At 70.0% G+C, this 21,063-nt stretch carries 24 protein-coding genes; 6 read left to right on the top strand and 18 right to left on the bottom strand.

What is annotated here, in order from left to right:
* Positions 1-2 precede the first annotated feature (2 nt).
* Positions 3-641: a TetR family transcriptional regulator gene (locus tag ASC70_RS22090; protein WP_056054755.1), complete on the top strand. Its 639-nt coding sequence runs from the start codon at positions 3-5 to the stop codon at positions 639-641.
* Here ASC70_RS22090 and ASC70_RS22085 read toward each other — a convergent pair.
* The 7 genes from ASC70_RS22085 to ASC70_RS25330 form a co-directional block, all read right to left on the bottom strand.
* The gene (locus ASC70_RS22085; RefSeq protein WP_056054752.1) at positions 622-1,266 is read right to left on the bottom strand and encodes a hypothetical protein; all 645 of its coding nucleotides are present in this window, start codon (positions 1,264-1,266) and stop codon (positions 622-624) included. The two genes, ASC70_RS22090 and ASC70_RS22085, sit on opposite strands and share 20 nt — an antisense overlap.
* Before the next feature lie 40 nt (positions 1,267-1,306).
* Positions 1,307-2,023, bottom strand: coding sequence for a glutamine amidotransferase (locus tag ASC70_RS22080; RefSeq protein WP_056054750.1), 717 nt, complete (start codon positions 2,021-2,023; stop codon positions 1,307-1,309).
* Positions 2,024-2,045: 22 nt separating this feature from the next.
* Complete coding sequence (locus tag ASC70_RS22075) at positions 2,046-3,299, bottom strand: CCA tRNA nucleotidyltransferase (RefSeq protein ID WP_056054746.1); 1,254 nt, start codon at positions 3,297-3,299, stop codon at positions 2,046-2,048.
* 93 nt (positions 3,300-3,392) lie between these two features.
* A complete protein-coding gene (locus tag ASC70_RS22070; protein ID WP_056054743.1) occupies positions 3,393-4,043 on the bottom strand; it encodes a CoA pyrophosphatase in 651 nt (216 codons plus the stop codon).
* Positions 4,040-4,612 carry a DUF1285 domain-containing protein gene (locus ASC70_RS22065; protein ID WP_056054740.1) on the bottom strand — a complete coding sequence of 191 codons (573 nt, stop codon included), beginning with the start codon at positions 4,610-4,612 and terminating at the stop codon, positions 4,040-4,042. Before ASC70_RS22065 ends, ASC70_RS22070 begins: the two co-directional genes overlap by 4 nt.
* 64 nt (positions 4,613-4,676) lie before the next feature.
* On the bottom strand, positions 4,677-5,210 hold the full coding sequence (locus tag ASC70_RS22060; protein ID WP_056054738.1) for a GNAT family N-acetyltransferase: 534 nt from the start codon (positions 5,208-5,210) through the stop codon (positions 4,677-4,679).
* A gap of 62 nt (positions 5,211-5,272) precedes the next feature.
* Positions 5,273-5,317, bottom strand: coding sequence for a hypothetical protein (locus ASC70_RS25330; protein WP_197056745.1), 45 nt, complete (start codon positions 5,315-5,317; stop codon positions 5,273-5,275).
* Positions 5,318-5,413: 96 nt separating this feature from the next.
* Between ASC70_RS25330 and ASC70_RS22055 the strand changes: the two genes are divergently transcribed.
* Positions 5,414-6,691 (top strand): MFS transporter, encoded by a 1,278-nt coding sequence (locus ASC70_RS22055; protein ID WP_056054735.1) that lies wholly within the window; start codon positions 5,414-5,416, stop codon positions 6,689-6,691.
* A 3-nt stretch (positions 6,692-6,694) separates the two neighbouring features.
* Here the strand turns inward: ASC70_RS22055 and ASC70_RS22050 are convergent, their stop codons facing one another.
* Positions 6,695-7,174, bottom strand: a complete 480-nt coding sequence (locus ASC70_RS22050) for a GNAT family N-acetyltransferase (RefSeq protein WP_056054733.1) — start codon at positions 7,172-7,174, stop codon at positions 6,695-6,697.
* Here ASC70_RS22050 and ASC70_RS22045 point away from each other — a divergent pair.
* Complete coding sequence (locus ASC70_RS22045; RefSeq protein ID WP_369815113.1) at positions 7,161-7,511, top strand: TfoX/Sxy family protein; 351 nt, start codon at positions 7,161-7,163, stop codon at positions 7,509-7,511. The genes ASC70_RS22050 and ASC70_RS22045 overlap by 14 nt on opposite strands.
* On the opposite strand, the gene ASC70_RS22040 is transcribed toward ASC70_RS22045, so the two are convergent.
* From ASC70_RS22040 to ASC70_RS22010, 7 genes are all read right to left on the bottom strand, one after another.
* Positions 7,508-8,365, bottom strand: a complete 858-nt coding sequence (locus ASC70_RS22040; RefSeq protein ID WP_056054727.1) for an NAD(P)-dependent oxidoreductase — start codon at positions 8,363-8,365, stop codon at positions 7,508-7,510. The two genes, ASC70_RS22045 and ASC70_RS22040, sit on opposite strands and share 4 nt — an antisense overlap.
* On the bottom strand, positions 8,362-8,877 hold the full coding sequence (locus tag ASC70_RS22035) for a hypothetical protein (protein WP_056054724.1): 516 nt from the start codon (positions 8,875-8,877) through the stop codon (positions 8,362-8,364). The genes ASC70_RS22040 and ASC70_RS22035 overlap by 4 nt, the downstream gene beginning before the upstream one ends.
* Complete coding sequence (locus ASC70_RS22030; RefSeq protein WP_056054721.1) at positions 8,877-9,848, bottom strand: SDR family NAD(P)-dependent oxidoreductase; 972 nt, start codon at positions 9,846-9,848, stop codon at positions 8,877-8,879. The genes ASC70_RS22035 and ASC70_RS22030 overlap by 1 nt, the downstream gene beginning before the upstream one ends.
* A gap of 56 nt (positions 9,849-9,904) precedes the next feature.
* A complete protein-coding gene (locus ASC70_RS22025; protein WP_056054718.1) occupies positions 9,905-10,321 on the bottom strand; it encodes a DUF3995 domain-containing protein in 417 nt (138 codons plus the stop codon).
* A gap of 3 nt (positions 10,322-10,324) precedes the next feature.
* The gene (locus ASC70_RS22020; RefSeq protein WP_056054715.1) at positions 10,325-11,095 is read right to left on the bottom strand and encodes an enoyl-CoA hydratase-related protein; all 771 of its coding nucleotides are present in this window, start codon (positions 11,093-11,095) and stop codon (positions 10,325-10,327) included.
* A complete protein-coding gene (locus tag ASC70_RS22015; RefSeq protein WP_056054713.1) occupies positions 11,095-11,535 on the bottom strand; it encodes a MarR family winged helix-turn-helix transcriptional regulator in 441 nt (146 codons plus the stop codon). The genes ASC70_RS22020 and ASC70_RS22015 overlap by 1 nt, the downstream gene beginning before the upstream one ends.
* A 61-nt stretch (positions 11,536-11,596) precedes the next feature.
* Positions 11,597-12,682: an MBL fold metallo-hydrolase gene (locus ASC70_RS22010; protein WP_056054709.1), complete on the bottom strand. Its 1,086-nt coding sequence runs from the start codon at positions 12,680-12,682 to the stop codon at positions 11,597-11,599.
* 163 nt (positions 12,683-12,845) lie between these two features.
* On the opposite strand from ASC70_RS22010, the gene ASC70_RS22005 reads away from it, so the two are divergent.
* Positions 12,846-14,195, top strand: a complete 1,350-nt coding sequence (locus ASC70_RS22005; RefSeq protein WP_056054708.1) for a hypothetical protein — start codon at positions 12,846-12,848, stop codon at positions 14,193-14,195.
* Positions 14,196-14,260: 65 nt separating this feature from the next.
* On the opposite strand, the gene ASC70_RS22000 is transcribed toward ASC70_RS22005, so the two are convergent.
* A complete protein-coding gene (locus ASC70_RS22000; protein ID WP_056054704.1) occupies positions 14,261-15,802 on the bottom strand; it encodes an acetolactate synthase large subunit in 1,542 nt (513 codons plus the stop codon).
* Between the two features lie 96 nt (positions 15,803-15,898).
* Positions 15,899-17,689 (bottom strand): feruloyl-CoA synthase, encoded by a 1,791-nt coding sequence (locus ASC70_RS21995; protein WP_056055290.1) that lies wholly within the window; start codon positions 17,687-17,689, stop codon positions 15,899-15,901.
* A gap of 308 nt (positions 17,690-17,997) precedes the next feature.
* Between ASC70_RS21995 and ASC70_RS21990 the strand changes: the two genes are divergently transcribed.
* Together ASC70_RS21990 and ASC70_RS21985 are read left to right on the top strand one after the other, a co-directional pair.
* Positions 17,998-18,348, top strand: coding sequence for a YciI family protein (locus tag ASC70_RS21990; protein WP_056054700.1), 351 nt, complete (start codon positions 17,998-18,000; stop codon positions 18,346-18,348).
* Complete coding sequence (locus tag ASC70_RS21985) at positions 18,345-19,571, top strand: RNA polymerase sigma factor (RefSeq protein ID WP_056054697.1); 1,227 nt, start codon at positions 18,345-18,347, stop codon at positions 19,569-19,571. The genes ASC70_RS21990 and ASC70_RS21985 overlap by 4 nt, the downstream gene beginning before the upstream one ends.
* A gap of 116 nt (positions 19,572-19,687) precedes the next feature.
* On the opposite strand, the gene ASC70_RS21980 is transcribed toward ASC70_RS21985, so the two are convergent.
* Positions 19,688-21,022 (bottom strand): dihydroorotase, encoded by a 1,335-nt coding sequence (locus ASC70_RS21980; protein ID WP_056054694.1) that lies wholly within the window; start codon positions 21,020-21,022, stop codon positions 19,688-19,690.
* Positions 21,023-21,063 lie beyond the last annotated feature (41 nt).

Raw genomic sequence — 21,063 nt, 5'->3', positions numbered from 1 at the left:
CGATGACCAACGAGCCAAGCCCCCGGATTTCCTCGCGAAAGCAGCCGCGTCAGGCCCGCTCGACCGAGCTTGTCGCGGCGATTCTCGAGGCGGCGGTTCAGGTTTTGGCCAAGGAGGGCGCCCAGCGGTTCACCACCGCGCGGGTGGCCGAGAAGGCCGGGGTCAGCGTCGGCTCGGTCTATCAGTACTTCCCCAACAAGGCGGCGATCCTGTTCCGGCTGCAGAGCGACGAGTGGCGCCAGACCACCGGCATGCTGCGCGGCATTCTCGAGGATCTCGACACGCCGCCGCTGGAGCGGCTGCGCGCCCTGGTCCACGCCTTCGTCCATTCGGAGTGTGAGGAGGCGCAGATGCGCACGGCGCTGAGCGACGCCGCCCCGCTCTATCGCGACGCGCCCGAGGCGCGGGAAGCCAAGGCCGCGGGAAGCGACATCGTGCTGAAATTCATGCGCGAAGTCCTGCCGAAGGTCCCGGAAGCAACGCGCGCCCAGGCCGGCGAGCTGATCAAGATGACGCTCAGCCAGGTCGGCAAGGCCTTTTCCGACAGTCCTCGGACCGCCGCCGAGATCGCCGCCTATGCCGACGCCATGGCCGACATGTTCAGCGCCTATCTGGAGAGCCTCAGGCCTTCGGGCACTTAGCGCCGGTGTCGATCCACGCCTTGATCAGCTCGCCGAACTGGGCCTGCGTGCCGGGGGCCGGGACGCGGCCCGCGCCAGGGTTCCACCCCCAGCCGACCAGGTGGTCCTCGGCCATGTGATGATGGATCTCGGCCAGGGAGCGGCCGCCGTTGGTGGCGGGGTTCTTGATCTGGCCGCAGATCGCGCCCAGCGACTTGCCCTGCCAGGCCATCTCGGCCGGGGCGAGACCCCATTTCGGATCGCCGGGGATGCTCTTGATGTCCTGGCCCCAGGTCGGGACGTTGGCCTGGGTGTGGCACGAGAAGCAGGGCATGCCGGCCGGGCCGTGGCCGCTGTCGCCCGCGATCATCGGCGGGTTGTGCGGGTGCAGGTCGTCACCCTGGGTCGGGGCGCGCTGGACCGGGTGGCAGTTCAGGCAGCGCGGGCTCTGGATCACCTTGCCGGCCTCGGTGAACAGCGCGATCGACCGCGCGGCCGGGTCCTTGATCGACTGGAAGCTGGCGGCGGTCTTCAGCCCGACGGGATTGGACGCCGGCGCGGCGGGCGTGTTCGCCGCCCCGTTGGCCATCACGGCGCCGGCGGCGGCCAGCGCCCCGGCCAGGATCACGACAGTGGCGGCGCGCATGGCGTTTCTCCGGGAAGGTCCCCGACAGGAACGCTCCAGCTTAGGCGCCGGTTTCCTTGCCGGTTTTTTGGGCGAGGAAACGACCGATCCACGCCGCCATCCGATCCCTGTCGTTCTCGGCGCTCAGACTGGCGATCGCCGCGTCGGCCTGCTCGTCGGTGAAGCGGGTCCCGCGCCGCGCCTCGATCAGGGCCTTGGCGTAGTCGGGCGAGAACTCGGGATGGAACTGCATCGAGATCGCCTTGGCGTCGTCATAGGCCAGCACCCCATAGGGCGTGAAGGCGCTGCCCGCCAGCACCCGCGCGCCGGGCGGCGGCTCGACCACCTGGTCCTGGTGTGAGCCGGGCACGGCGACGTGACGGGCGTCATCCATCCAAGGCTCGTGCTCGGCGACTTCGTAGGTCTGCAAGCCCACGCCCCAGCCCTTGTCGGATTTCACGACCTTGCCGCCGAACGCCTCGGCCATGATCTGGTGACCGAAGCACACCCCGACCATCGCCGCCTCGCCCTTGGCCTCGCGCAGGAACGCTTTCAGCGGCCCGATCCAGGGCAGGGGGTCATAGACCCCGGCCGACGAGCCGGTGATCACGTAGGCGTCGTTCTCGGCCGGTTCGGCCGGCAGCTCGCCCTTCTGGACATCGTAGACGCGGTAGCTGTGCTCGGGGCCCAGCAGCGCCTCGAACATCGACGCGTAGCTGCCGTATTTTTCCATGAGGTCGCCCGGCGGTTCGCCGGTCTCGAGCAGGCCGATCTTCAAGACACGCCTCCGACGGGTGGAGCTAGTAGACCATCCCTTGCGCGACGGCCTTCAGACGTTCGATAGCGCTGAACTTGTCCTCGATGAAGTCCTGGTCGATCCACCAGAGCTCGATCTCGCGCATCACCTCGCCGACGAGCGGTCCCTTGGGCACCCCGGCCTTCATCACCTCCTCGCCCGACAGCGGGAAGGCCGGCGGCGTCCAGGTCTCGGCCAGGGCCAGCAGCGCGCGCCATTGCGGGGCGGTCGAGTCGCGGCCGGAGCCGGCCCAGGCCAGCTTGACCCGGTCGCAGAAGGTGCGCTGGCCCAGGCCGTAGACGGCGCGGCGCGCTTCGCGCGGGCTCATCCACGAGACGATGCGCGGGCTCCTGCCGACCGCATCGACGATGCGGTCGCGGACGTTGTTGGGCAGGCGCAGGCGCTCGGCCAGCTCTCCGGCGACCTTGGGCTCGTCGGGGATCAAGGCTGCCAGGCGTAGGTCGGGATCGTTCTCGAACAGCTGCTCGGTTTCGATGGCGACCAGGGCCTCGAAGCGGGCCAGGGACTTCACCGTGGGCAGGATCGAGGACAGCACGCTGGTGGCGGCCATCAGGCGGAAGGCCGGACGCGGATCCTCCGCGGCCAGCATCTTCATCAGTTCCTTCTGGGTGCGCTCGGCGGCGCGGCCCGAGACCATGCCCTTCAGGGCCTTGCAGGCGGCCAGGGCCTTCTGGTCGGCCTCGCCCTTGCCGTACCAGGCCTGGAACCGGAAGAAGCGCAGGATGCGCAGATAGTCCTCGCGGATGCGGGTCATCGGATCGCCGACGAACACCACCTTGCCGTCGCGGGCGTCGTTCAGCCCTTCGCCGGTCGGGTCGTAGACGCGGCCTTCGGGATCGGCATAGAGGGCGTTGAAGCGGAAGTCGCGGCGCTCGGCGTCCTGGCCCCAGTCCTGGGTGAAGGCCACCACCGCCCGGCGGCCGTCGGTCGAGACGTCCTTGCGCAGGGTGGTGATCTCGTAGGGCCGTCCGCCGGACAGGGCCGTGATCGTGCCGTGGTCGACGCCGGTCGGGATGGCGCGCAGGCCGGCCTGCTCCAGGGCGTCGATGATCAAGTCGGGCGTCAGGGTGGTGGCGATGTCGATGTCGTCGACCGGCTTGCCCATCACGGTGTTGCGCACGCAGCCGCCGACGAACCGCGCGCAGCCGTGATAGCCGCGCGCCTCCAGGGCGGCGATCACCGCCTTGGTCTCCGGCAGCGCCAGCCACGGCGCCGCGCCGATCGATACACTACTCAAAAAACGAACTCCCCACGCTCGCGCCTCGTCCCCCCCCGGGCGAGGCGACATAGTTAGGCCAGGAGTCCCCGTCTCCGCCAGACGCCAACGGCCCTATTCGGAGAATTGACGACCGTTTTCGTCGTAAAGCGCCTCGTACAGCGATCGAAGCATGCCCGCCGTCGCGCCCCAGATGAACCGATCGTTCCACGGCATGGCGTAGAAGTTGCGGCGCTCGCCGGTCGGCGTCTCGCGGTGCTGGCGTTGGTGGTTGGCCGGATCCATCAGGAACTCGAACGGCGTCTCGAAGACGTCGGCTACTTCCTCGGGACTGGCTGTGAAGGTCGCCTTCGGATCGATGAAGCCGACCACCGGCGTCACGTGAAAGCCCGTCACCGTCTGGTAGCCGTGCAGCAAGCCCGCCAGGGTGACGAAGGAAGGGTCCAGGGCGACCTCTTCCTGGGCCTCGCGCAGGGCCGTGACCCAGGGGGTCTCGCCTGGATCGCAGCGGCCGCCGGGAAAGGCGATCTGGCCGGTGTGGCTGCGCAGGGTGTCGGACCGGCGGGTCAGCAGCACGGTCATGCCGTCCTCGTGCTCGACCAGCCCGACCAGCACCGCGGCGGGGCGCAGGGCGTGCGGATTGTCGACCTTCAGCCCCGGATTGAGGTCGAAGTCCGACTTCTGGGGATTGGCCAGGCTCGGATCATAGTCCGCGATCGGATGCAGCCGACTGGTGATCCACGCCCGGCGCTCTTCGCGCGTCATGCGAGGGCCGATCCGGGCGGCGCGATCGGGAAGAAGGCTCCGTTGGAGGTCACGCCCCACAGGTCGCCCTTGGGCGAGGCCATCTCGGCCAGTTCGTAGAACACCGGCCGGGCGATCAGCGCCTCCAGGCCCCGGCGCACGTGCACATAGGGCCGCGGTTCGCCGGTCTCGGGATCGATCTCGACGCGGATCGCGTTCTCGGGTCCCGCCTCGACCGTGTCGCCGACATTGGTCTGGAAGACCAGGCACTCGCCCACCCGGTCGACGCGGGTGGCGATGAACGGCGCGTCCTCGACGGTGATCTTCATCTTCTCGACCGGCGTGACCAGGTGATAGCCGTCCGGGTCGAGGCGCAGCACGGTCGAGAACAGCCGCACCAGGGCCTCGCGGCCGATCGGCGTGCCTTCGTGGAACCAGACGCCGTCCTTGCGGATGCGGATGTCGATCTCGCCGCAGTGGGCCGGGTTCCACAGATGCACCGGCGGCAGGCCGCGTTCGCCAGCGGCCTGCGCGTTCTGGGCGGCCTTGGCGACGCCCTCTAGCCCGGCCTTGGCGGGTGCGTCGGTCATCGCTGATCAGTTAGGCCGTCCGGCCCGCCGGCTCAAGCGCCGATGGACCGGACGCGCCGGCGACTCAAGCGCGCGGATCGATCACGACCGGACCCGAGAGACCCTCGTCGCCGCCCGGCCGCAGCGGCAGGAGCAGCACGCGGCGCTGGTCCACCGGACCCGGCATGACGACGCCGGCCGTGTGGGCGTTGGTAAAGCCGACCCGGCCGAAATAGGGGCCATCCCCGACCAGCAGCACGGCGCGCCAGCCGGCGGCGCGGGCCGCCTCGACGGCCGCCTCGACCAGGGCCTGGCCCAGGCCGGCGCTGCGCTCGTCGGGATCGACGGCCAGGGGACCAAGGAAGGCCACGGGCTCGCCGCCGATCGTCACCGGCCACAGGCGCACGCAGCCCACGGGCGCGCCGTCGCGGACGGCGACGAACGAGCAGTCCAGCAGCGGGGTGTTGCCCTCGCGCAGACGCTCGGACGACTTGGCGAAGCGGCCGGGGCCGAACACCCGGTCGATCAGATGGATGACGGCCGTCTCCATCGCCGGGATCTCGTGGACCAGCGGCGGATACGACGGGGCAGGGGAAACGGTCTTTTGAACGGAGGTCATCGGCCTTCGGGAAATGCGAAAGGGCGTCGGGGGCTCCCGACGCGAAGGCGCGCGGGAGGGCTTCAGATCGTGGCGCGTTCGCGCGGCATTCGTCGAAGGCGTCGCATCGCCTAGAACCTCCAAAGGAGCGCGCGCTGTAGGGCCAAGCCTTTCTCAGGTCAATAACGTTGCGGCGCGGCGGCGGAGCCCTATGTTGCGAGCCGATGTCCGACCCAGCTTCCCCAGAGGCGCCCGCCTCCGCGTCCGCGCCCGACACCTCTACCCGCGCCCTGTTGCGGGAACGTGACTTCCTCTTCTTCTGGGCGGCGCGGTTCGTCTCCACCCTAGGGGTGCAGATCCAGTCGGTGGCCCTGGGCTGGCAGGTCTACGCCATCGCCCGCCTGACCAAGTCGGTCGGAGAGTCGGCCTTCCTGGTCAGCATGATCGGCCTGGCCCAGTTCCTGCCGCTGTTCCTGCTGACCCTGATCGCCGGCGAGACCGCCGACCGTCGGACGCGCAAGCTGATCGTCGCCACGACCCTGGCCCTGGACGCGGTCAGCGCCGCCGTCCTGCTGACCCTGGCGCTGATGGGATCGCACCAGCTGTGGCCGATCTTCGCCATCTCGGTGTTGTTCGGCGCCAGCCGCGCCTTCCTGTCGCCCGCCAGCAGCGCCATGGGTCCGATGCTGGTGCCCAGATCGCTGCTGCCCCGCGCCATCGCCTGGAACTCCCTGGCCTGGCAAAGCGCGTCGATCGCCGGCCCGGCCCTGGGCGGCCTGCTGCTGATCCATTCCCCGGCCGCGGCGTTCGGGACGTCGTTCGGCCTCTACCTGACAGCCGCCCTGCTGGCCCTGGCGATCCGCAAGTCGACCAAGCCCGAGACCCAGCCCGGCTCGCGCGTCGAGCTGATCAAGGAAGGCCTGGCCTATGTCTGGAACAACAAGATCGTCTTCGGCTCGATCTCGCTGGACCTGTTCGCGGTGATCCTGGGCGGGGCCACGGCCTTGTTGCCAGTGTTCGCCAAGGACGTGCTGCACATCGGCCCGGGCGGCTTCGGCCTGCTGCGCGCCGCGCCGGCGATCGGGGCGACCGTGGTCGGCGTCTATCTGGCCAGCACGCCGATCCGCCGCCACGCCGGCCGCATCATGTTCGCCGGCGTCGCCGTCTTCGGCCTGGCCACGGCGGTGTTCGGCCTGTCGAAGCTGGTCTGGCTGTCGGTAGTCGCCCTGGCCGTCCTGGGCGGGGCCGACATGCTGTCGGTCTATGTCCGCCAGACCCTGGTGCAGATCGTCACGCCCGACGCCATGCGCGGCCGCGTCGCCGCCGTCTCCGGCGTGTTCATCAGCGCCTCCAACGAACTGGGCGAGGTCGAGAGCGGCGCGGCGGCCTGGCTGCTCGGGCCCGTCGGCGCGGCGGTGTTCGGCGGCGTCGGGGCCATGGCTGTCACCGCGCTGTGGGCCTTCCTGTTCCCCGACCTGCGCAAGGCCGATCGGCTGGAATAGTCGCTACAACCCCGCCAGCCTCCGCAGCGGCTCGCCGGTCAGGCGGCGGATGATCCACTCGTCCATCGCCGCCGCGCCCAGGCTGTCATAGAAGGCGATCGACGGCGCGTTCCAGTCCAGCACCGACCATTCGAAGCGGCCGAGGTTCTCCTCGACGCAACGGCGGGCCAGGTTGACCAGCAGCGCCTTGCCCGCCCCGGAGCCCCGCGCCGAAGGCCGCACGAACAGGTCCTCCAGCCAGATTCCATGCCGGCCGACGAAGGTCGAATAGTTGTAGAACCACAGGGCGAAGCCGACCGGCTCGCCGTCCAGCTCGGCGATGTCGGCGAAGGCGCGCGGGTTGTCGCCGAACAGGGCGCCGGCCACGTCGGTTTCGGTCGCTTCCACGGTGTCGAGCAGATTTTCATACTCGGCCAGGTCGCGGATGAACTGGTAGACCAGAGCGGCGTCGGCAGGCGTGGCAGGACGGATGGAAACGGGCATGGCGGTCTCTGCGGACTATCGGGACTTCGTTCTGGAGCAACTGGCGCCCCTGGGCCAGATCACCGCGCGCCGGATGTTCGGCGGAGTCGGCATCTATGCGAACGGCTTGTTCTTCGCCGTGATCGACGACGACGTCCTGTACCTGAAGAGCGATGACGCCCTGAAGCTCGAGTTCGAGGCGGCGGGCTCGCACGGCTTCGATCCGTTCGGCGACGGCAAGCCGATGGCCTACTGGTCCGCCCCCGCCGAGGCGCTGGACGACCAGGACCTCCTGATCGAGTGGTCGCGAAAGTCGCTCGAGGTGGCGGCGCGGAAGGCGAGCAAGAAGAAGCGCTAGCCGATCTTCACGCCCGGCGGCGGAACACTGCTCTCCGGCACGAAGAAGTCCGGCATCAGGGCCGCGGCGGGATCGACCTTGTACTGATCGAAGTCGCGCACGCCTTCGCCGTACAGGAACGTGTCGTCGATCAGGAAATTGCCGCTGAAATCCCGCGACGGCTTCAAGAAGATCGCATGCGCCGCGTCGGCCATGATCTCGACCGTCCGGCAGTGGCGCAGGCCCTCCTCGCCAGCCAGGGCGAACTGGATGGCGGCGGTGGCGATGCCGGTGCGCGGCCACAGGGCGTTGAAGGCGATCCCGTCGCCCTTGAACTCCTCGGCCATGCCCAGAACGCACATCGACATGCCGAACTTGGCCATGGTGTAGGCCACGTGCGGCCCGAACCAGCGCGGCGACATGTCCAGCGGCGGCGACAGCATCAGCACGTGCGGGTTCTCCGCCTTCTTCAGATGCGGGATGCAGGCCTTGGAGGTCAGGAACGTGCCGCGCGTATTGATCTGGTGCATCAGGTCGTAGCGCTTCATGTCGGTCGACAGGGTCCCGGTCAGCGAGATGGCCGAGGCGTTGTTCACGCAGATGTCGATACCGCCGAACTGGGCGACGGCCTTCTCGACCGCCTCCTGGACGCTGGCCTCCTCGCGGACGTCGACCACCAGGGGCAGGGCCTGACCGCCGGCCGCCTCGATCTCCTTGGCGGCGGTGTAGATGGTGCCCGGCAGCTTCGGGTGCGCCTCGGCCGTCTTGGCGGCGATGACGATATTGGCCCCGTCACGCGCCGCCCGCAGGGCGATGGCCAGGCCGATGCCGCGCGAGGCGCCGGTGACGAACAGGGTCTTGCCCTTTAAGCTCATGCGGGTTCTCCACGCGTTTTGATCAGGCCGACGCCGGCCGCGACGAAGCCGAGGATGAAGCTCATCTTCGCCACGTGCGCGACGGGACCGTGATCCTTCAGAAGCAGGCCGGCAAGGCCGATGACCAGCGCCGCGATCCAGAGACCGGCGGCGAGGCGGAACACCTTGGCCCGCAGCAGATCGACCGCCCAGATGACCATGCCGATCGACCAGAGGCTGGAGGCGATCATGTACGAGGCCTCGCCGAAGATCCTGGCCGATGACGTCCGCACCAGCATGACGCCCAGCAGGGCCAGGACGAATCCAGCCAGGGCCAGCGCGCCGGTCGACCGAGCGGTGGCCGACCGCACGCCCAGCATGCCGAAGAGCAGCAGCAGGTCGATGGTCGCATAGACCAGGTGCGGCTGCGGCTCGACCAGGCGCGGATAGATGACGAACGGCGCGATGATGTCGATGGCCGCGCCGGCCAGGGTCGCGGCGCCGGCGAGGCGCAGAACCGAACGCCGCTCCATCAGGCGCCGACGCCGGTGGTCTTCACCGACAAGTCCCACAGCCGGTCGGCCGCCTCGGGATCCAGCGCATGCGGCATGACCCCGTTCCAGGGGCGTTCTTGGCTCCACGGGACGGCCTGTTTGCAGTCCTCCAGATAGAGCCCGCCCACGCCTTCCAGTTCGTCGCCGACGGCGGCCCAGACGCTGGTCGCCGCGCCCTGCTCGGTGGTCTTGAAGCCCTCGCGCGGCTTGTCGTTCTCGTCCAGCCAGCCCAGGGCCCGCTGCTCGTCCAGGGTCATGTGCCGCTGCAGCGGGGTCATGATCCCGCCGGGCATGACGGCGTTGGCGCGCACGCCCTGGTCCTTGAACCGCTCGTCGAAGCCGACCGCGAACAGGCTGTTGGCGGTCTTGGCCTGACCATAGGCCTCCCATTTGTCGTAGGGCCGGGTCTCGTAGTTCGGATCGTCGAAATGAATGGGCGAGCGCCGGTGGCCGATCGAGGACAGCGACACCAGTCGCGAAGCTTTGCCGCTGGCCTTTGCCCCCGCGACCAGGTTCGGGGCCAGCAGCACCGACAGCAGGAAATGGCCGAAATGGTTGGTGCCGATCTGCATCTCCAATCCGTCGGCGGTGCGCGACAGGGGGCAGGCCATGACGCCGGCGTTGTTGATTAGGATGTTGATCGGCCGGTCGCCCCACAGATGGGCGAAGTGGCGGATCGACTCGAAGCTGGAGAGATCCAGCATGGCGAAGCTGGCGCGCTTTACGCCCACGCCGAGATTGATCGCGTTGGCGACCTCTTCGCCGAGTTCCGGCTTGCGAGCGGCGATGATCACCTCCGCGCCCGCCTCGGCCAGGGCCCTGGCCGTCTCGACGCCGATGCCGGTGGCCGCGCCGGTGACGATGGCGACCTTGCCCGACAGGTCGTGGCCGGCGACGACCTCGCGCGCCGTCGACTTCGCGCCGAAGGGCGAGGTGATGCGATCGCTCATGATGTTTCTCCCTAGGCCTTGGCCTTCTGGCCGCGGCTCTTGTCTTGTTTGGAACGCTACAGCTGGATGGCGCAAATCCCCAGGGCGATGGCCAGGCATAGCGGGCCGTAGGCGCGACGGTTCAGCCGCGAGAACGGGGTGCCTTCGGCATAGCGGAAGACCGATGGAACATACGTCGCCACGCCCCGGCCCGCGAACACGGCGAACAGGATCCAGCGCGCGGTTTGCAGCCACGACTCGAACGGGGGCGGCGGAAAGATCGTCGCCAGCACCAGGCCGCCGCCGGTCGCCAGGGCCAGGGCGACCGCAGCGCTGGCCAGCAAGCCCGGCGCCTTCATGCCGCGCGTGCGGCCGACGACATGCTCGACCATCGAGGCCTCGTCATGGCCCGGCCAGCGCCCGCCAGAACCCCAGTAGAGGTGGATGGCCGCCAGCAGGAACAGGATCCCCGCGACCAGCAGGGCCAGCAGCACGGCCTAGCCGACGTGGCTGAAGTCGGGGGCTCGGCGCTCGGCGAAGGCCATGAAGGCCTCACGCGCCTCGGCGGTCTGCAGGCGGGCGGCGAACTCGGCGCCTTCGGTGTCCATCAGGGCGGCGATCTTCTCGGCGTCGCGCATCAGGCGCTTGGTCACGGTCAGGGCGCCCAGCGGACGCTTGGCCAGCTGGTCGGCGGCGGCGCGGGCGCGGGCCCGCAGGTCGCCGAGCTCAGCCGCGCCATTGGCGATGCCCCAGGCTACCGCCGTGCCGCCGTCGATCGCCTCGCCCAGCGCGAACATGGCGTAGGCGCGGGCGTGGCCGATCCGGGCGGGCAGCAGCCAGCTGGACGCCGCCTCCGGCACCAGGGCCAGGTTGACGAACGGCGTGGTCAGGCGCGCGTCCGGCGTCACGAACACCAGGTCGCAATGCAGCAGCATGGTCGTGCCGACGCCCACAGCCTGGCCCTGGACCGCGGCGACCAGCGGCCGGGTGGCGTTGGCCAGGGCCTTCAGGAAGCGGATCACGTGGCGTTCGCCCGTGAAGGCGCCGGTGGCCTGGGCCGCGAAGTCCTGCAGATCGTTGCCGGCCGTGAAGCTGTCGCCGTCGGCCTGGAGGATCACGACGCGCACCGCCGGATCCCGCTCGGCGGCCTCCAGGCTGTCGGCCAGCACGCCGTACATGGCGTTGGACAGGGCGTTCTTCTTTTCCGGACGCGCCAGGGTGAGGGTCATCACGCCGGCGTCGATCTCGACCTTAACTTGGTCGGTCATCACGAATCTCCCTTGGGGAACTTGGTCTGCAGGCTGGAGAGCCAGCGCGCGACCACGCCGATCTCTTCGTCGGTGAAGCCCTCGGTCAGGTGGGCGTTGATCCCGTCGAGACCGGCCTTGGCCGCTTCACGGGCGGTGCGGCCCTTGTCGGTCAGGTACAGGCGCATGGCCCGGCCATCCTTGGGATCGGCGCGGCGCTCGACCAGCTCGGCGCGGGTCATGCGGTCGATCAGGCCGGTCATGGCCGAGGGGGCCAGGTCGAGCGCGTCGGCCGCCTCGCCGATCAGGGCTCCGTTCTGGTCGCCCAGGAAGAACAGCACTCCCGACTGGGCGGCGGTCAGGCCACCCTTGGCGGCCATCTTGCCCTCGATCCAGCGCTGGACGCGCCGTTGGCCGGCGTTGAGCAGGAAGATGAGGCGGCGATCGGGAGGCACGGACATGTCGCCAGACTATGTTTCGCGTGCGAAATGTCAAACGACCGTTTCTTGCCTTGGCTTGAAATCAGCCCGGGCTCGATTCCGCGACGTACCAGGCGACGCCGTCGGCATCGACCTCACGCCGGATGCGGCCTCGGCCGATCAGACAGTTGAGGTGCGCCAGCGCCTCTCCCGTGGCCATGCCCAGCAGATCCGGGCCGATCGGCCGGGCGAACAGGGCGCCAAAAGTGTCGACCGCCCGCTTGGGCTCGGCCAGCTTCTTTTCCAGGCGCGAGAGGCCGCGCTCGTGGCCGGCGATCAGGGCGTCGATCCGGGTGTGCAGGCCCTCGAACGGATCGTTGTGGGCAGGCAGGACAATGACTTCGTCGGGCACGGTCGCCTTCACCTTGGCCAGGGACCGCAGCCAGTCGCTCAGCGGATCGGCGTCGGGCTCGGTCGGGAAGACGGAGACGTTCGACGAGATGCGCGGCAGCACCTGGTCGCCCGAGATCAGCAGGTTCAGCGCGGGTGACCAGAGACAGGCATGGTCGGGCGAGTGGCCCTGTCCGGTCACCACCCGCCAGGTCTCGCCGCCGATCTCGAAGTCCTCGCCGTCCGACAGCCGGCGGTAGCTGTCGGGCAGGGCGTAGATCGCTTTGCCGAAGCCGCCGAAGCGGGCCTTGTAGTTCTCGATCGCGTCCTCGTCCCAACCGGCGGCGCGGAAGAACTTCACCCCGTCCTCGGGGGCTTCGCGCCCGGTGTCGGCGACCAGCATCCGGCACTGGAAATATTCCAGCCGGGTCATCCACAGCCGGCAGTCGAACTTGCGGGTCATCCAGCCGGCCAGGCCGACATGGTCGGGATGCAGGTGCGTGCAGATCACCCGCGTGATCGGCTTGCCGCCCAGCGCGCCGGCGAAGGCGTCGCGCCAGGCCTGACTGGTCTCGCGGGTCTGGACGCCGGTATCGACGACGGCCCAGCCTTCGCCGTCGGCGATGGCCCAGACATTGATGAACTGCAGCGAGCCGCCCAGCGGCATCCGCAGCCACAGGACGCCGGGCCCGACCTCGACCGCCTGGCCCGAACCGGGCTCCGGCGCCGTCTCGAACGGATAGACCAGGCGCGCCTTGCGCGGCGGCTCGGCCTCTTCATCCTCGATCCCGTCGCGCATTCCGTCCCCTCCGGAGGCCGTTCAACCGGCGCTTGTCGTTGATCCGACCCATTTTTTGGCCTGAAGGCCAGTCATCATCCCGCCTAGGTCGGACGGTATCTTGACCCCTGATACAAGCACGCGCTTATGTCCGCGCGAGGAATCCACCCAGGAGACATTTCCCATGAAGCGTTTCGCGATCGGCCTGACGGCCGCCCTCGCGGTCGCCATTCTCGTGCCGGCCGCCGTCATTTCGGCGCCGAAGGAAGAGAAGGGCAAGCCCGCCATCGACGCCAAGGCGCGCGAGGCGGGCATGAAGGAAGCCCCGGCTATCATTCAAGCCAGCGGCGCCGGCTGCACGGTTTCGGACGCCCGCTTCATCGGCGAGGACAAGAAGGCCGGCGCGAAATATTACGAAGTCGCCTGTAACGAGGGCATGGGCTTCGCGATGATCGCCAAGAAGGACGTGGCCCCGCAGGTCTATACCTGCCTCGAGTCGAGCCAGCCGGGTCCTGACGGCAAGGTCGGCGGCTTGGCCTGCGTTCTGCCCGGCAACGCCAACCCTGGCGCGGGCCTGGCCCCGTACGTCAAGAAGGGCGGCGTGACCTGCGATATCGAGAACACCCGCGCCATCGGCTCGGGCGCCAAGAACTCGTACTTCGAAGTCGCCTGTAAGGGTGGCGCGGGTTACGTGGTCCAGACTGTCTCGCCGCTGAACATCAGCGGCGAAGTCACCGTCAACAGCTGCCTGCTCTATGAGGAAGGCGGCAATGTGAGCTGCAAGCTGACCAACCGTCAGACCCAGCTCGCCATCGTGGACACCCTGAACGGCGCCGCCAAGGCCGCTGGCACGGCCTGCGACATCAAGGACAAGCGCTACATCCTGAGCACCAAGGTCGACAACTATTACGAAGTCGCCTGCCAGGACGGTAAGGGCTACGTGTTCCAGCAGACGGCGGCCACCGGCGCCTTCGCCCGCGCCATCCCCTGCGCCCAGGCCGGCTTCGTCGGCGGCGGCTGCACGCTGACCGACGCCGTCGCCGCCCTGACCGAGCAGGCCGGCTTCTACGGCAAGCTGTCGGCCAAGGCTGGTTTCCCCTGCGACGTCGAGAAGTACGGCATGCTGCCGACCAACGACCCGAAGAAGGAAATCGTCGAGCTGAAGTGCAAGGGCAGCGACGCCGGCGCCATCGCGGTGTTCACCGCCACCGGCGGCACGATCTATGACTGCGTCACGGCCGAGCTGAACGGCTTCCGCTGCAGCTTCACCAAGAAAGACCCGCAGTACGCGCGCCTGACCAAGGACCTGGTCGGCTTCAACAAGGCCTCCTGCCAAGTCTCGGACGCCCGCATCATCGGCGCCACCGACACCGAGGGCTTCGTCGAAGTGGCCTGCTCGGACGGCCTGCCCGGCTGGGTGCTGGGCTATCCGATCGGTGTCAGCAAGCCGGCGGCCAAGGAGTTCCTCTCCTGCGCCCAGGCCAAGGGCATCGGCGGCGGCTGCAAGCTGCCGACCAACAAGGTCAAGGGCTGATCCAGCCCTCGGCCGTAAGGTCCTGAAGGACGAGGCCCGCCGGAGCGATCCGGCGGGCCTTTTCTTTAGCCCATCGCCGCCTCGATCAGGCGCGGCCCCGGCGTCGCCATGGCCCGGGCGAAGGCGTCGTCGAAGGCCTCGGCGGTCTCGACCCGCTCGGCGGCCACGCCCATGCCCCGGGCGATCGCCACCCAGTCCAGTCGCGGATCGCCCAGGTCCAGCAGCCGGGAAGCCGCCGGGCCGGGATTGCCGGCCCCGGTGCGGCCCAGCTCGATGCTCAGGATGCGGTAGGCGTGGTTGGCGAAGACCACGACCGTCACGTCCAGCCTCTCCCGCGCCATCGTCCAGAGGCCCTGCGCCGTGTACATGCCCGCCCCGTCGCCGGTCAGGGCCAGGACCTTGCGGTCGGGGCAGGCCACCGCCGCGCCGATCGCCAGCGGAATCCCCTGGCCGATCGCGCCGCCGGTCAGGGACAGCCAATCGTGGGCGCGGGCGGCGCGGGTCTGGGTGAAGATCGGCAGGCCAGCGGTCACCGCGTCATCCGAGATCACTGTCTCCGCCGGCATGTGCCGCGCCAGCGAAGCGCCGATCGCCCAGGCGTCCAGGCGGCCGACGGGCGCCTCGGGCGGGGCGTAGGCCTCGAGCGGACCGCTCGCCGGCGCGCCGATCGCGTCGGCCAGGGCGTTCAGGGCCGCGGCGGCGTCGACCTCGCGGCCGCACAGGGTCTCGACCGAGCAGCCTTCCGGCACCAGCACGCTGGGTCGGTCGGGATAGGCGAAGAAGGCGACCGGGCGCTGGGTCGAGACCAGCACCATCAGGTCGACGCCCTCCAGCGCCTTCAGGGCCTGCTCGGCGAAATAGGGCAGCTTGTCGGGGCGGAAGCGGCCCTCGCCGCGCGCCTGGCGAGCGGTGAAGGTGTCGGTCAGCACCCGCACGCCGTGGGCGGCGAGGCGTCCGGCCGCGGCCAAGGCGGCCTCGCCACAAGCGCCCGAGCCCAGCAGCAGCACCGGCGTCTTGGCGAAGGCCAGGGCCCGGGCGACACTCTCGACGGCGGCCTTGTCGGGCTGGGCGAAGGCCGGCGGCGTGACGACCGGTCCCTTTACCGTCGCCTCGTTCCAGGCGCTGTCGGCCGGCAAGACCAGACAGGCATTGCCGCCCGGCGTCCCGTAGCTGGCGACGATGGCTTCGGCGGTCAGCGGGCCGACGCTGTCGGCGCACTCGGCCGACTTGACCCAGACCGAGTTGGGCGCGGCCAGGGCGGCGATGTCGCTGTTCAGCGGGGCGTCGAAGCCGCGGTGATAGGTGGCGTGGTCGCCGATGACGTTGACGATGGGGGTGTACGCCCTCCGGGCGTTGTGCAGATTGGCCGCGCCGTTGGCGTAGCCGGGCCCCAGGTGCAGCAGGGTGCAGGCAGGCTTGCCGGCCATGCGGCCGTAGCCGTCGGCGGCCCCGGTCGCCACACCCTCGAACAGGCAGAGCACGCTGCGCATGCGCGGCTCGCGGTCCAGGGCGGCGACGAATTGCATCTCGCTGGTGCCCGGATTGGCGAAGCACGCCGTGACGCCGTTGTCGGCCAGGGTGGTGATCAGGGCGTCGGCGCCGTTCATGGTGTTCTCTTTCCTTTGTCATCCCGGCGAAAGCCGGGACCGCCGGATACGCCGGCGCTCGCCGCGGTCCCGGGTCTTCGCCCGGGATGACAGCGCTCACAGCACGATAATTTCCCCGTCCGGCGTCTCCGCGAACAGCCGCGCCAGCTCCGCCGGCCGCCGCTCGCGCGCCAGGGCCTGGTTGATATAGCCCTTGTCGGTCAGCTCGCCGCTGGCCGCGTCGGGCGCGCCGTCCAGGATCAGGGCCCGGACCACCTTGCCGCCGCCGCCCTTGGCCGAGGCGTTCAGCCGCGCCAACCCCCCGGCGATCGCCGCCCGCACGGCCGACCGGTCGCCCAGGCGTTCGCAAGCCTTCGCGTCGAGGAACAGCATCAGGCCGACGCCCTCTTGGCCCTCGCCGCAGACCACCGCGTCCGAGACGGATCCGCCGATCGCCGACACCGCCGCCACCCGCAGGGCCCCTGCGGCCACGAAGGTCCCGCTAGCCAGCTTGAAGTTCTCGACCAGCCGCCCGTCGAACACCAGGCCCGCCGCCGGCTCTTCCGGATCGGCCAGCCGCGCGGCGTCGCCCAGGCGGTAGAAGCCGTCCTCGTCGAAGGCCTGGGCCGTCGCTTCCGGCTGGTCCAGATACCCCGGCGAGACCTGCGGCCCCTTCACCCGAATCTCGAACTTGCCGCCGTCGCCGGCGGGAACCAGCTTCACCGAGGTGCCTGGCGTCGGCAGGCCGACCATGCCCGAGCGGGCGTTCAGCCAGTGGATGTTGCAGGCGGTCGGGCCGGTCTCGGTGGCGCCATAGCCGGCGGCGAAGGTGATCCGCTCTCCGATCGTCCGCACCGCCACGGCCTGGACGCGGTCGAGGATCGACTGGGCCATGGACGCGCCGCCGTACTGCAGCACCCGGACCTTCTCGAAGAACCTGGCCGCCAGGACTGCGTCGCGCTCCAGCTCGCCGACCAGCATGCCCCAACCAGCCGGGACCATGTTGTGATAGGTCGTGACGACCTCGCGCAGGTTGCGCAGCGTCTCCGAAAAGCGGCCGGGCGTGGGCTGGCCGGCGTCGATGTACAGGGTTCCGCCCCGGTGCAGCACCATGTGCAGGATGGCGTTGGCCCCCAGGCTGTGGCTCCAGGGCGCGGAATTGACCAGCACCGGCGGCTCGGGATCGGCGTAGCAGGCCTCGATCTGGGCGGCGTTCAGGGCGATGTTGGCGTGGGTGCAGACCACGGCCTTCGGACGTCCCGTGGAGCCGGAGGTCAGCAGCAGCTTGGCGATGTCATCCGGCCGGGCGATGGGCGACAGGGGGGCGCTAGTCAGCAGGTCTTCGAACGCGACGTCGCCGGGCCGCGCATGGCGGCTGGCGACCACGGGCAGGCCTGCCAGGAACGGCGCGGCCAGGGCGTCGCCGAACGCCTCGGCGTCGTCGGCATAGACGGCGGCGGGCTTCAGCCGCTCGACCGCATGGGCGAGGCGGGTCAGGTCGGCCCCCTTCAAGCCGTACTGTGGCGAGACCGGCGCGGCGGGCGCGCCCAGGCTCATGGCCGCATAGGCGATCAGGGCGTGGTCGATACCGTTGCGGGCCAGGATCAGCAGCGGCTGGCCACGCGACAGGCCCAGGCTCGCGAGGCCGCCGGTCAGGGCCTCCACGCGGGTCTTGGCTTCGGCGTAGGTCACTGTCCGCCAAGCCTCGCCATCCCTCTCGGCCAGCCAGACCCGATCCGGCGCCTCGACCGCCCAGCGCGCCAGCGGCGCGGTGGTCGTTCGCACCGCGTCCGAATAGGGCATGGGATTGCGCAGGATCAGCGTCTCGCCGTGACGCTCTACCTCCAGCGCGCGAGGTGCGTAACGGGCGTCGCGGAAAGGCGCGGTGCTGGGGGTCGATCCGTCCATGGCGTCCTTTATGTCGCGCCTCATACGACTGTTCAATCACTTGCCCCCTCCGCGCTGGCGCGCTCCTCCCCCGGAGGGGGAAGAAGGAACGCGAACCTTCCGCCCCCTCCGGGGGCGGACGGCCGCGAAGCGGCCAGGTGGGGGCAAGTGACATGGTCCCACGCGGTCGCCCGCTGAGAGGATGAACGGGGCTCGACGGCGTTTCTGCCCCTCGACATTTTTCCCCGCCCACTGTCGAATCCGCCAGAGCCGGCGCGTCTCAGAGATCGAAGCGCCGCGATGGTCGCGGGCTCACGGGAGACATCGCCATGCAATACGCCCTGCTGATCTACGAAAACGAAGAGCTCTATCGCGGCGCCAACGGTCGTTCCTTCGAGGCGATCATCGCCGCCCACCGCGCCCTGGCCGGCGAACTGGCGACCCAGGGAATTCTCAAGGGCGGTTCGGGCCTGAAGACCGCCGACACCGCCACCACCGTGCGCAAGGCCGGCGGCGAGCACGCCCTGCACGATGGCCCCTATGCCGAGGCGCGCGAGCAGCTGGGCGGCTTCTATCTGGTCGACGTGCCCGACCTGGACGCGGCCTTGGCCATCGCCAAACGGATCCCGTTCGCCGGCGACGGCGCCATCGAGGTTCGGCCGGTGATCGAGGAAGGTTGAAAACCCTAGACCAGACTGCGCGGGAGGCCGGCGGGCGCATTGTCGCCGCCCTGGCCGCGGCCTTCCGCGACCTCGACCTGGCCGAGGAGGCCTTCGCCGAGGCCTGCGCGCGGGCGGCGGCCGTCTGGCCGGCCGCCCCACCGCTGGACCCGGCCGCCTGGCTCTACGCCACGGCGCGCCGGCGCGCGCTGGACATGATCCGCAGACGGAGTGTCCGCCAGCGCCTGACGCCCGACGACCCCGAGCCGGAGCCCTCGGCCGAGGACCTGCTGACTTCCGACACCCGCCTGATCCCCGATGAGCGGCTGCGGCTGATCTTCGTCTGCTGCCACCCGGCCGTCGCGCCCGAGGCCCGCGCCGCCCTGACCCTGCGCCTGGTTTGCGGCCTGTCGGTGCAGGAGATCGCTCGCGCCTTCCTGGCCGCCGAGCCGGCCATGTTCCAGCGCCTGACCCGGGCCAAGAAGAAGATCGCCGAGGCCGGCGTGTCGTTCGAGGTCCCCGGCCCCGAGGCCTGGCCCGAGCGCCTGGCCGCGGTGCTCTCGACCCTGGAGGTCGCCTACGCCCGGGCCCATGAGGATGCGGCCGGGGCCGGGACCCACGCCGGCTATGCCCGCGAGATGCTGGACCTGACCGCCGTGCTGGCCGAGCTGCTGCCGAACGAGCCGGAATGCCTGGCCTTCGCCGCCACGGTCCGCTTCGCCGAGGCCCGCCGGCCGGCGCGGCTGGACGCCGAGGGGGCGATGGTCCCGCTGTCGGAACAGGACCCAGCGCGGTGGAGCCGGCCGCTGATCCTGGAGGCCGACGCCCTGTTACGCCGCGCGGCGCGGCTGAACGCCTCCGGCCCTCGCCAGCTGCGCGCCGCCCTGCACGGGGCCTGGAGCCTGCGCCGCTCGCTGGCCGAGCCACCGCCGTGGTCGGCGATCCTGGCGTTGTACGACCTGCTGCTGGCCTGGCGCGAGGACCCGTTCGTGCGCATCAACCGCACGGTCGCCCTGGCGGAGGTGGCCGGCCCGGCCGTGGCCCTGGCCGAGGTCGAAGGGCTGGACGCGGCGCGGCTAGCCGACTTCCTGCCGTTCCATGCCGTGCGGGCCGACCTGCTGACGCGGCTGGGCCGGCGGGAGGAGGCGCTGGCGGCCTATGACCGCGCGCTGGACCTAGGGCCGCAGGCGGCGGAGCGGCTGTGGTTGATGCAGCGGCGCGGGGAAGTCGCACAAGCGCTCTAGACCCTGTCATCCCGGACGGTCCGAAGGGCCGATCCGGGACCGCCGGAAACGCGGTGCTTTCCGAGGTCCCGGCTCTCCGCGTCGCTGCGGCCGGGATGACAGGAAAATGGAACCGCCTACCCCGCCAACGTCTCCAGGAACCGCACCGGCTCCCCACGGCCCTCGGCCACGATCTCGTCGTCCCGCATCACCACCACCCCGCGCACGATCGTCGCCTTCGGCCAGGCCTTGGCCTCGAAGCCGTCGAACGGGGTCCAGCCCGAGCGGGTGGCCATCCAGTCGTGGGTGATGGTCCGGCGCGCCTTCATGTCGACGATGGTGAAGTCGGCGTCGAAGCCCTCGGCGATACGGCCCTTGTCGGCGAGGCCGAACACGCGGTTGACGCCATGGCTGGTCAGGTCGACGAAGCGCTCCAGGCTCAGCCGGCCGTCCACCACATGGGTCAGCATGATCGGAACGAGCGTCTGGACGCCCGGCATGCCCGAGGGCGAGGCCGGATAGGGCCGGGCCTTCTCCTCGCGGGTGTGGGGGGCGTGATCGCTGCCCAGCACGTCGGCGATGCCCGCCTCGATGCCGCGCCAGACGCCGGCCACGTGGTCGGCCGAGCGGATCGGCGGGTTCATCTGGGCGAAGCCCTTCAGGCGCTCATAGGCCTCGGGCGCGACCAGGGTCAGGTGCTGGGGCGTGACCTCGACGGAGGCGACGTCCTTGTTCTGGGCCAGGAAGTCGATCTCTTCCTTGGTGGTCACGTGCAGGACGTGGATGCGCTTGCCCAGGCGCTTGGCGATACGGACCAGGCGGTGGGTCGACTGCAGGGCCGCCTGGGCGTCGCGCACCTCGGGGTGGCTGGTCCAGTCGCCGGGACGGGCCAGGCTGCGGCGCTCGGCCAGGCGGTACTCGTCCTCGGAGTGGAACGCCGCGCGACGGTTCACATGCCGCAGCACGTTCTCGACGCCCTCGTCGTCTTGCACCAGCAGCGAGCCGGTCGAGGCGCCCATGAACACCTTGATGCCGCAGCAGCCCGGCAGCCGCTCCAGCTCGCCCAGGAAATTGGCGTTCTCGTGGGTGCCGCCGACATAGAAGGCGTGGTCGGTATGCATCCGGTTCTTGGCGCGGGCGAGCTTGTCGGCCAGGGCCTCGGGGTCGGTGGTGGTCGGCTCGGTGTTGGGCATCTCGAACACGGCGACCACGCCGCCCAGGGCCGCGCCGCGCGAGCCGCTCTCGAGGTCTTCCTTCCACTCCAGGCCGGGTTCGCGGAAGTGGACCTGGCTGTCGATCACGCCGGGCAGCACGGTCAGGCCGGTGGCGTCGAACACCTCGCCGGCGCTGGCCCGGGACAGGTCGCCGATGGCGACGATCTTGCCGCCGCGCACGCCGATGTCGGTGAAGCCGCGGCCCGCGTGATTGACCACCTCGCCGCCGCGCACGATCAGGTCGAAGGTCTGGGTCATCGGACGGCTCCTGGGTGGGTTGAGGGCGGTCTAGGACCGCC

The organism is Caulobacter sp. Root343 (assembly GCF_001425745.1).
Classification (GTDB): domain Bacteria; phylum Pseudomonadota; class Alphaproteobacteria; order Caulobacterales; family Caulobacteraceae; genus Caulobacter.
Note: the sequence above shows the minus strand (reverse complement) of the source record. Positions and strands in the feature narration are given on the sequence as shown.

Excerpts from the sequence above, each read along its gene's own strand:
- ASC70_RS22090 (WP_056054755.1), top strand. The coding sequence starts at position 3 with ATGACCAACGAGCCAAGCCCCCGGATTTCCTCGCGAAAGCAGCCGCGT.
- ASC70_RS22085 (WP_056054752.1), bottom strand. The coding sequence starts at position 1,266 with ATGCGCGCCGCCACTGTCGTGATCCTGGCCGGGGCGCTGGCCGCCGCC.
- ASC70_RS22070 (WP_056054743.1), bottom strand. The coding sequence starts at position 4,043 with ATGACGCGCGAAGAGCGCCGGGCGTGGATCACCAGTCGGCTGCATCCG.
- ASC70_RS22065 (WP_056054740.1), bottom strand. The coding sequence starts at position 4,612 with ATGACCGACGCACCCGCCAAGGCCGGGCTAGAGGGCGTCGCCAAGGCC.
- ASC70_RS22060 (WP_056054738.1), bottom strand. The coding sequence starts at position 5,210 with ATGACCTCCGTTCAAAAGACCGTTTCCCCTGCCCCGTCGTATCCGCCG.
- ASC70_RS22055 (WP_056054735.1), top strand. The coding sequence starts at position 5,414 with ATGTCCGACCCAGCTTCCCCAGAGGCGCCCGCCTCCGCGTCCGCGCCC.
- ASC70_RS22045 (WP_369815113.1), top strand. The coding sequence starts at position 7,161 with ATGGAAACGGGCATGGCGGTCTCTGCGGACTATCGGGACTTCGTTCTG.
- ASC70_RS22050 (WP_056054733.1), bottom strand. The coding sequence starts at position 7,174 with ATGCCCGTTTCCATCCGTCCTGCCACGCCTGCCGACGCCGCTCTGGTC.
- ASC70_RS22040 (WP_056054727.1), bottom strand. The coding sequence starts at position 8,365 with ATGAGCTTAAAGGGCAAGACCCTGTTCGTCACCGGCGCCTCGCGCGGC.
- ASC70_RS22035 (WP_056054724.1), bottom strand. The coding sequence starts at position 8,877 with ATGGAGCGGCGTTCGGTTCTGCGCCTCGCCGGCGCCGCGACCCTGGCC.
- ASC70_RS22030 (WP_056054721.1), bottom strand. The coding sequence starts at position 9,848 with ATGAGCGATCGCATCACCTCGCCCTTCGGCGCGAAGTCGACGGCGCGC.
- ASC70_RS22020 (WP_056054715.1), bottom strand. The coding sequence starts at position 11,095 with ATGACCGACCAAGTTAAGGTCGAGATCGACGCCGGCGTGATGACCCTC.
- ASC70_RS22015 (WP_056054713.1), bottom strand. The coding sequence starts at position 11,535 with ATGTCCGTGCCTCCCGATCGCCGCCTCATCTTCCTGCTCAACGCCGGC.
- ASC70_RS22010 (WP_056054709.1), bottom strand. The coding sequence starts at position 12,682 with ATGCGCGACGGGATCGAGGATGAAGAGGCCGAGCCGCCGCGCAAGGCG.
- ASC70_RS22005 (WP_056054708.1), top strand. The coding sequence starts at position 12,846 with ATGAAGCGTTTCGCGATCGGCCTGACGGCCGCCCTCGCGGTCGCCATT.
- ASC70_RS22000 (WP_056054704.1), bottom strand. The coding sequence starts at position 15,802 with ATGAACGGCGCCGACGCCCTGATCACCACCCTGGCCGACAACGGCGTC.
- ASC70_RS21995 (WP_056055290.1), bottom strand. The coding sequence starts at position 17,689 with ATGGACGGATCGACCCCCAGCACCGCGCCTTTCCGCGACGCCCGTTAC.
- ASC70_RS21990 (WP_056054700.1), top strand. The coding sequence starts at position 17,998 with ATGCAATACGCCCTGCTGATCTACGAAAACGAAGAGCTCTATCGCGGC.
- ASC70_RS21980 (WP_056054694.1), bottom strand. The coding sequence starts at position 21,022 with ATGACCCAGACCTTCGACCTGATCGTGCGCGGCGGCGAGGTGGTCAAT.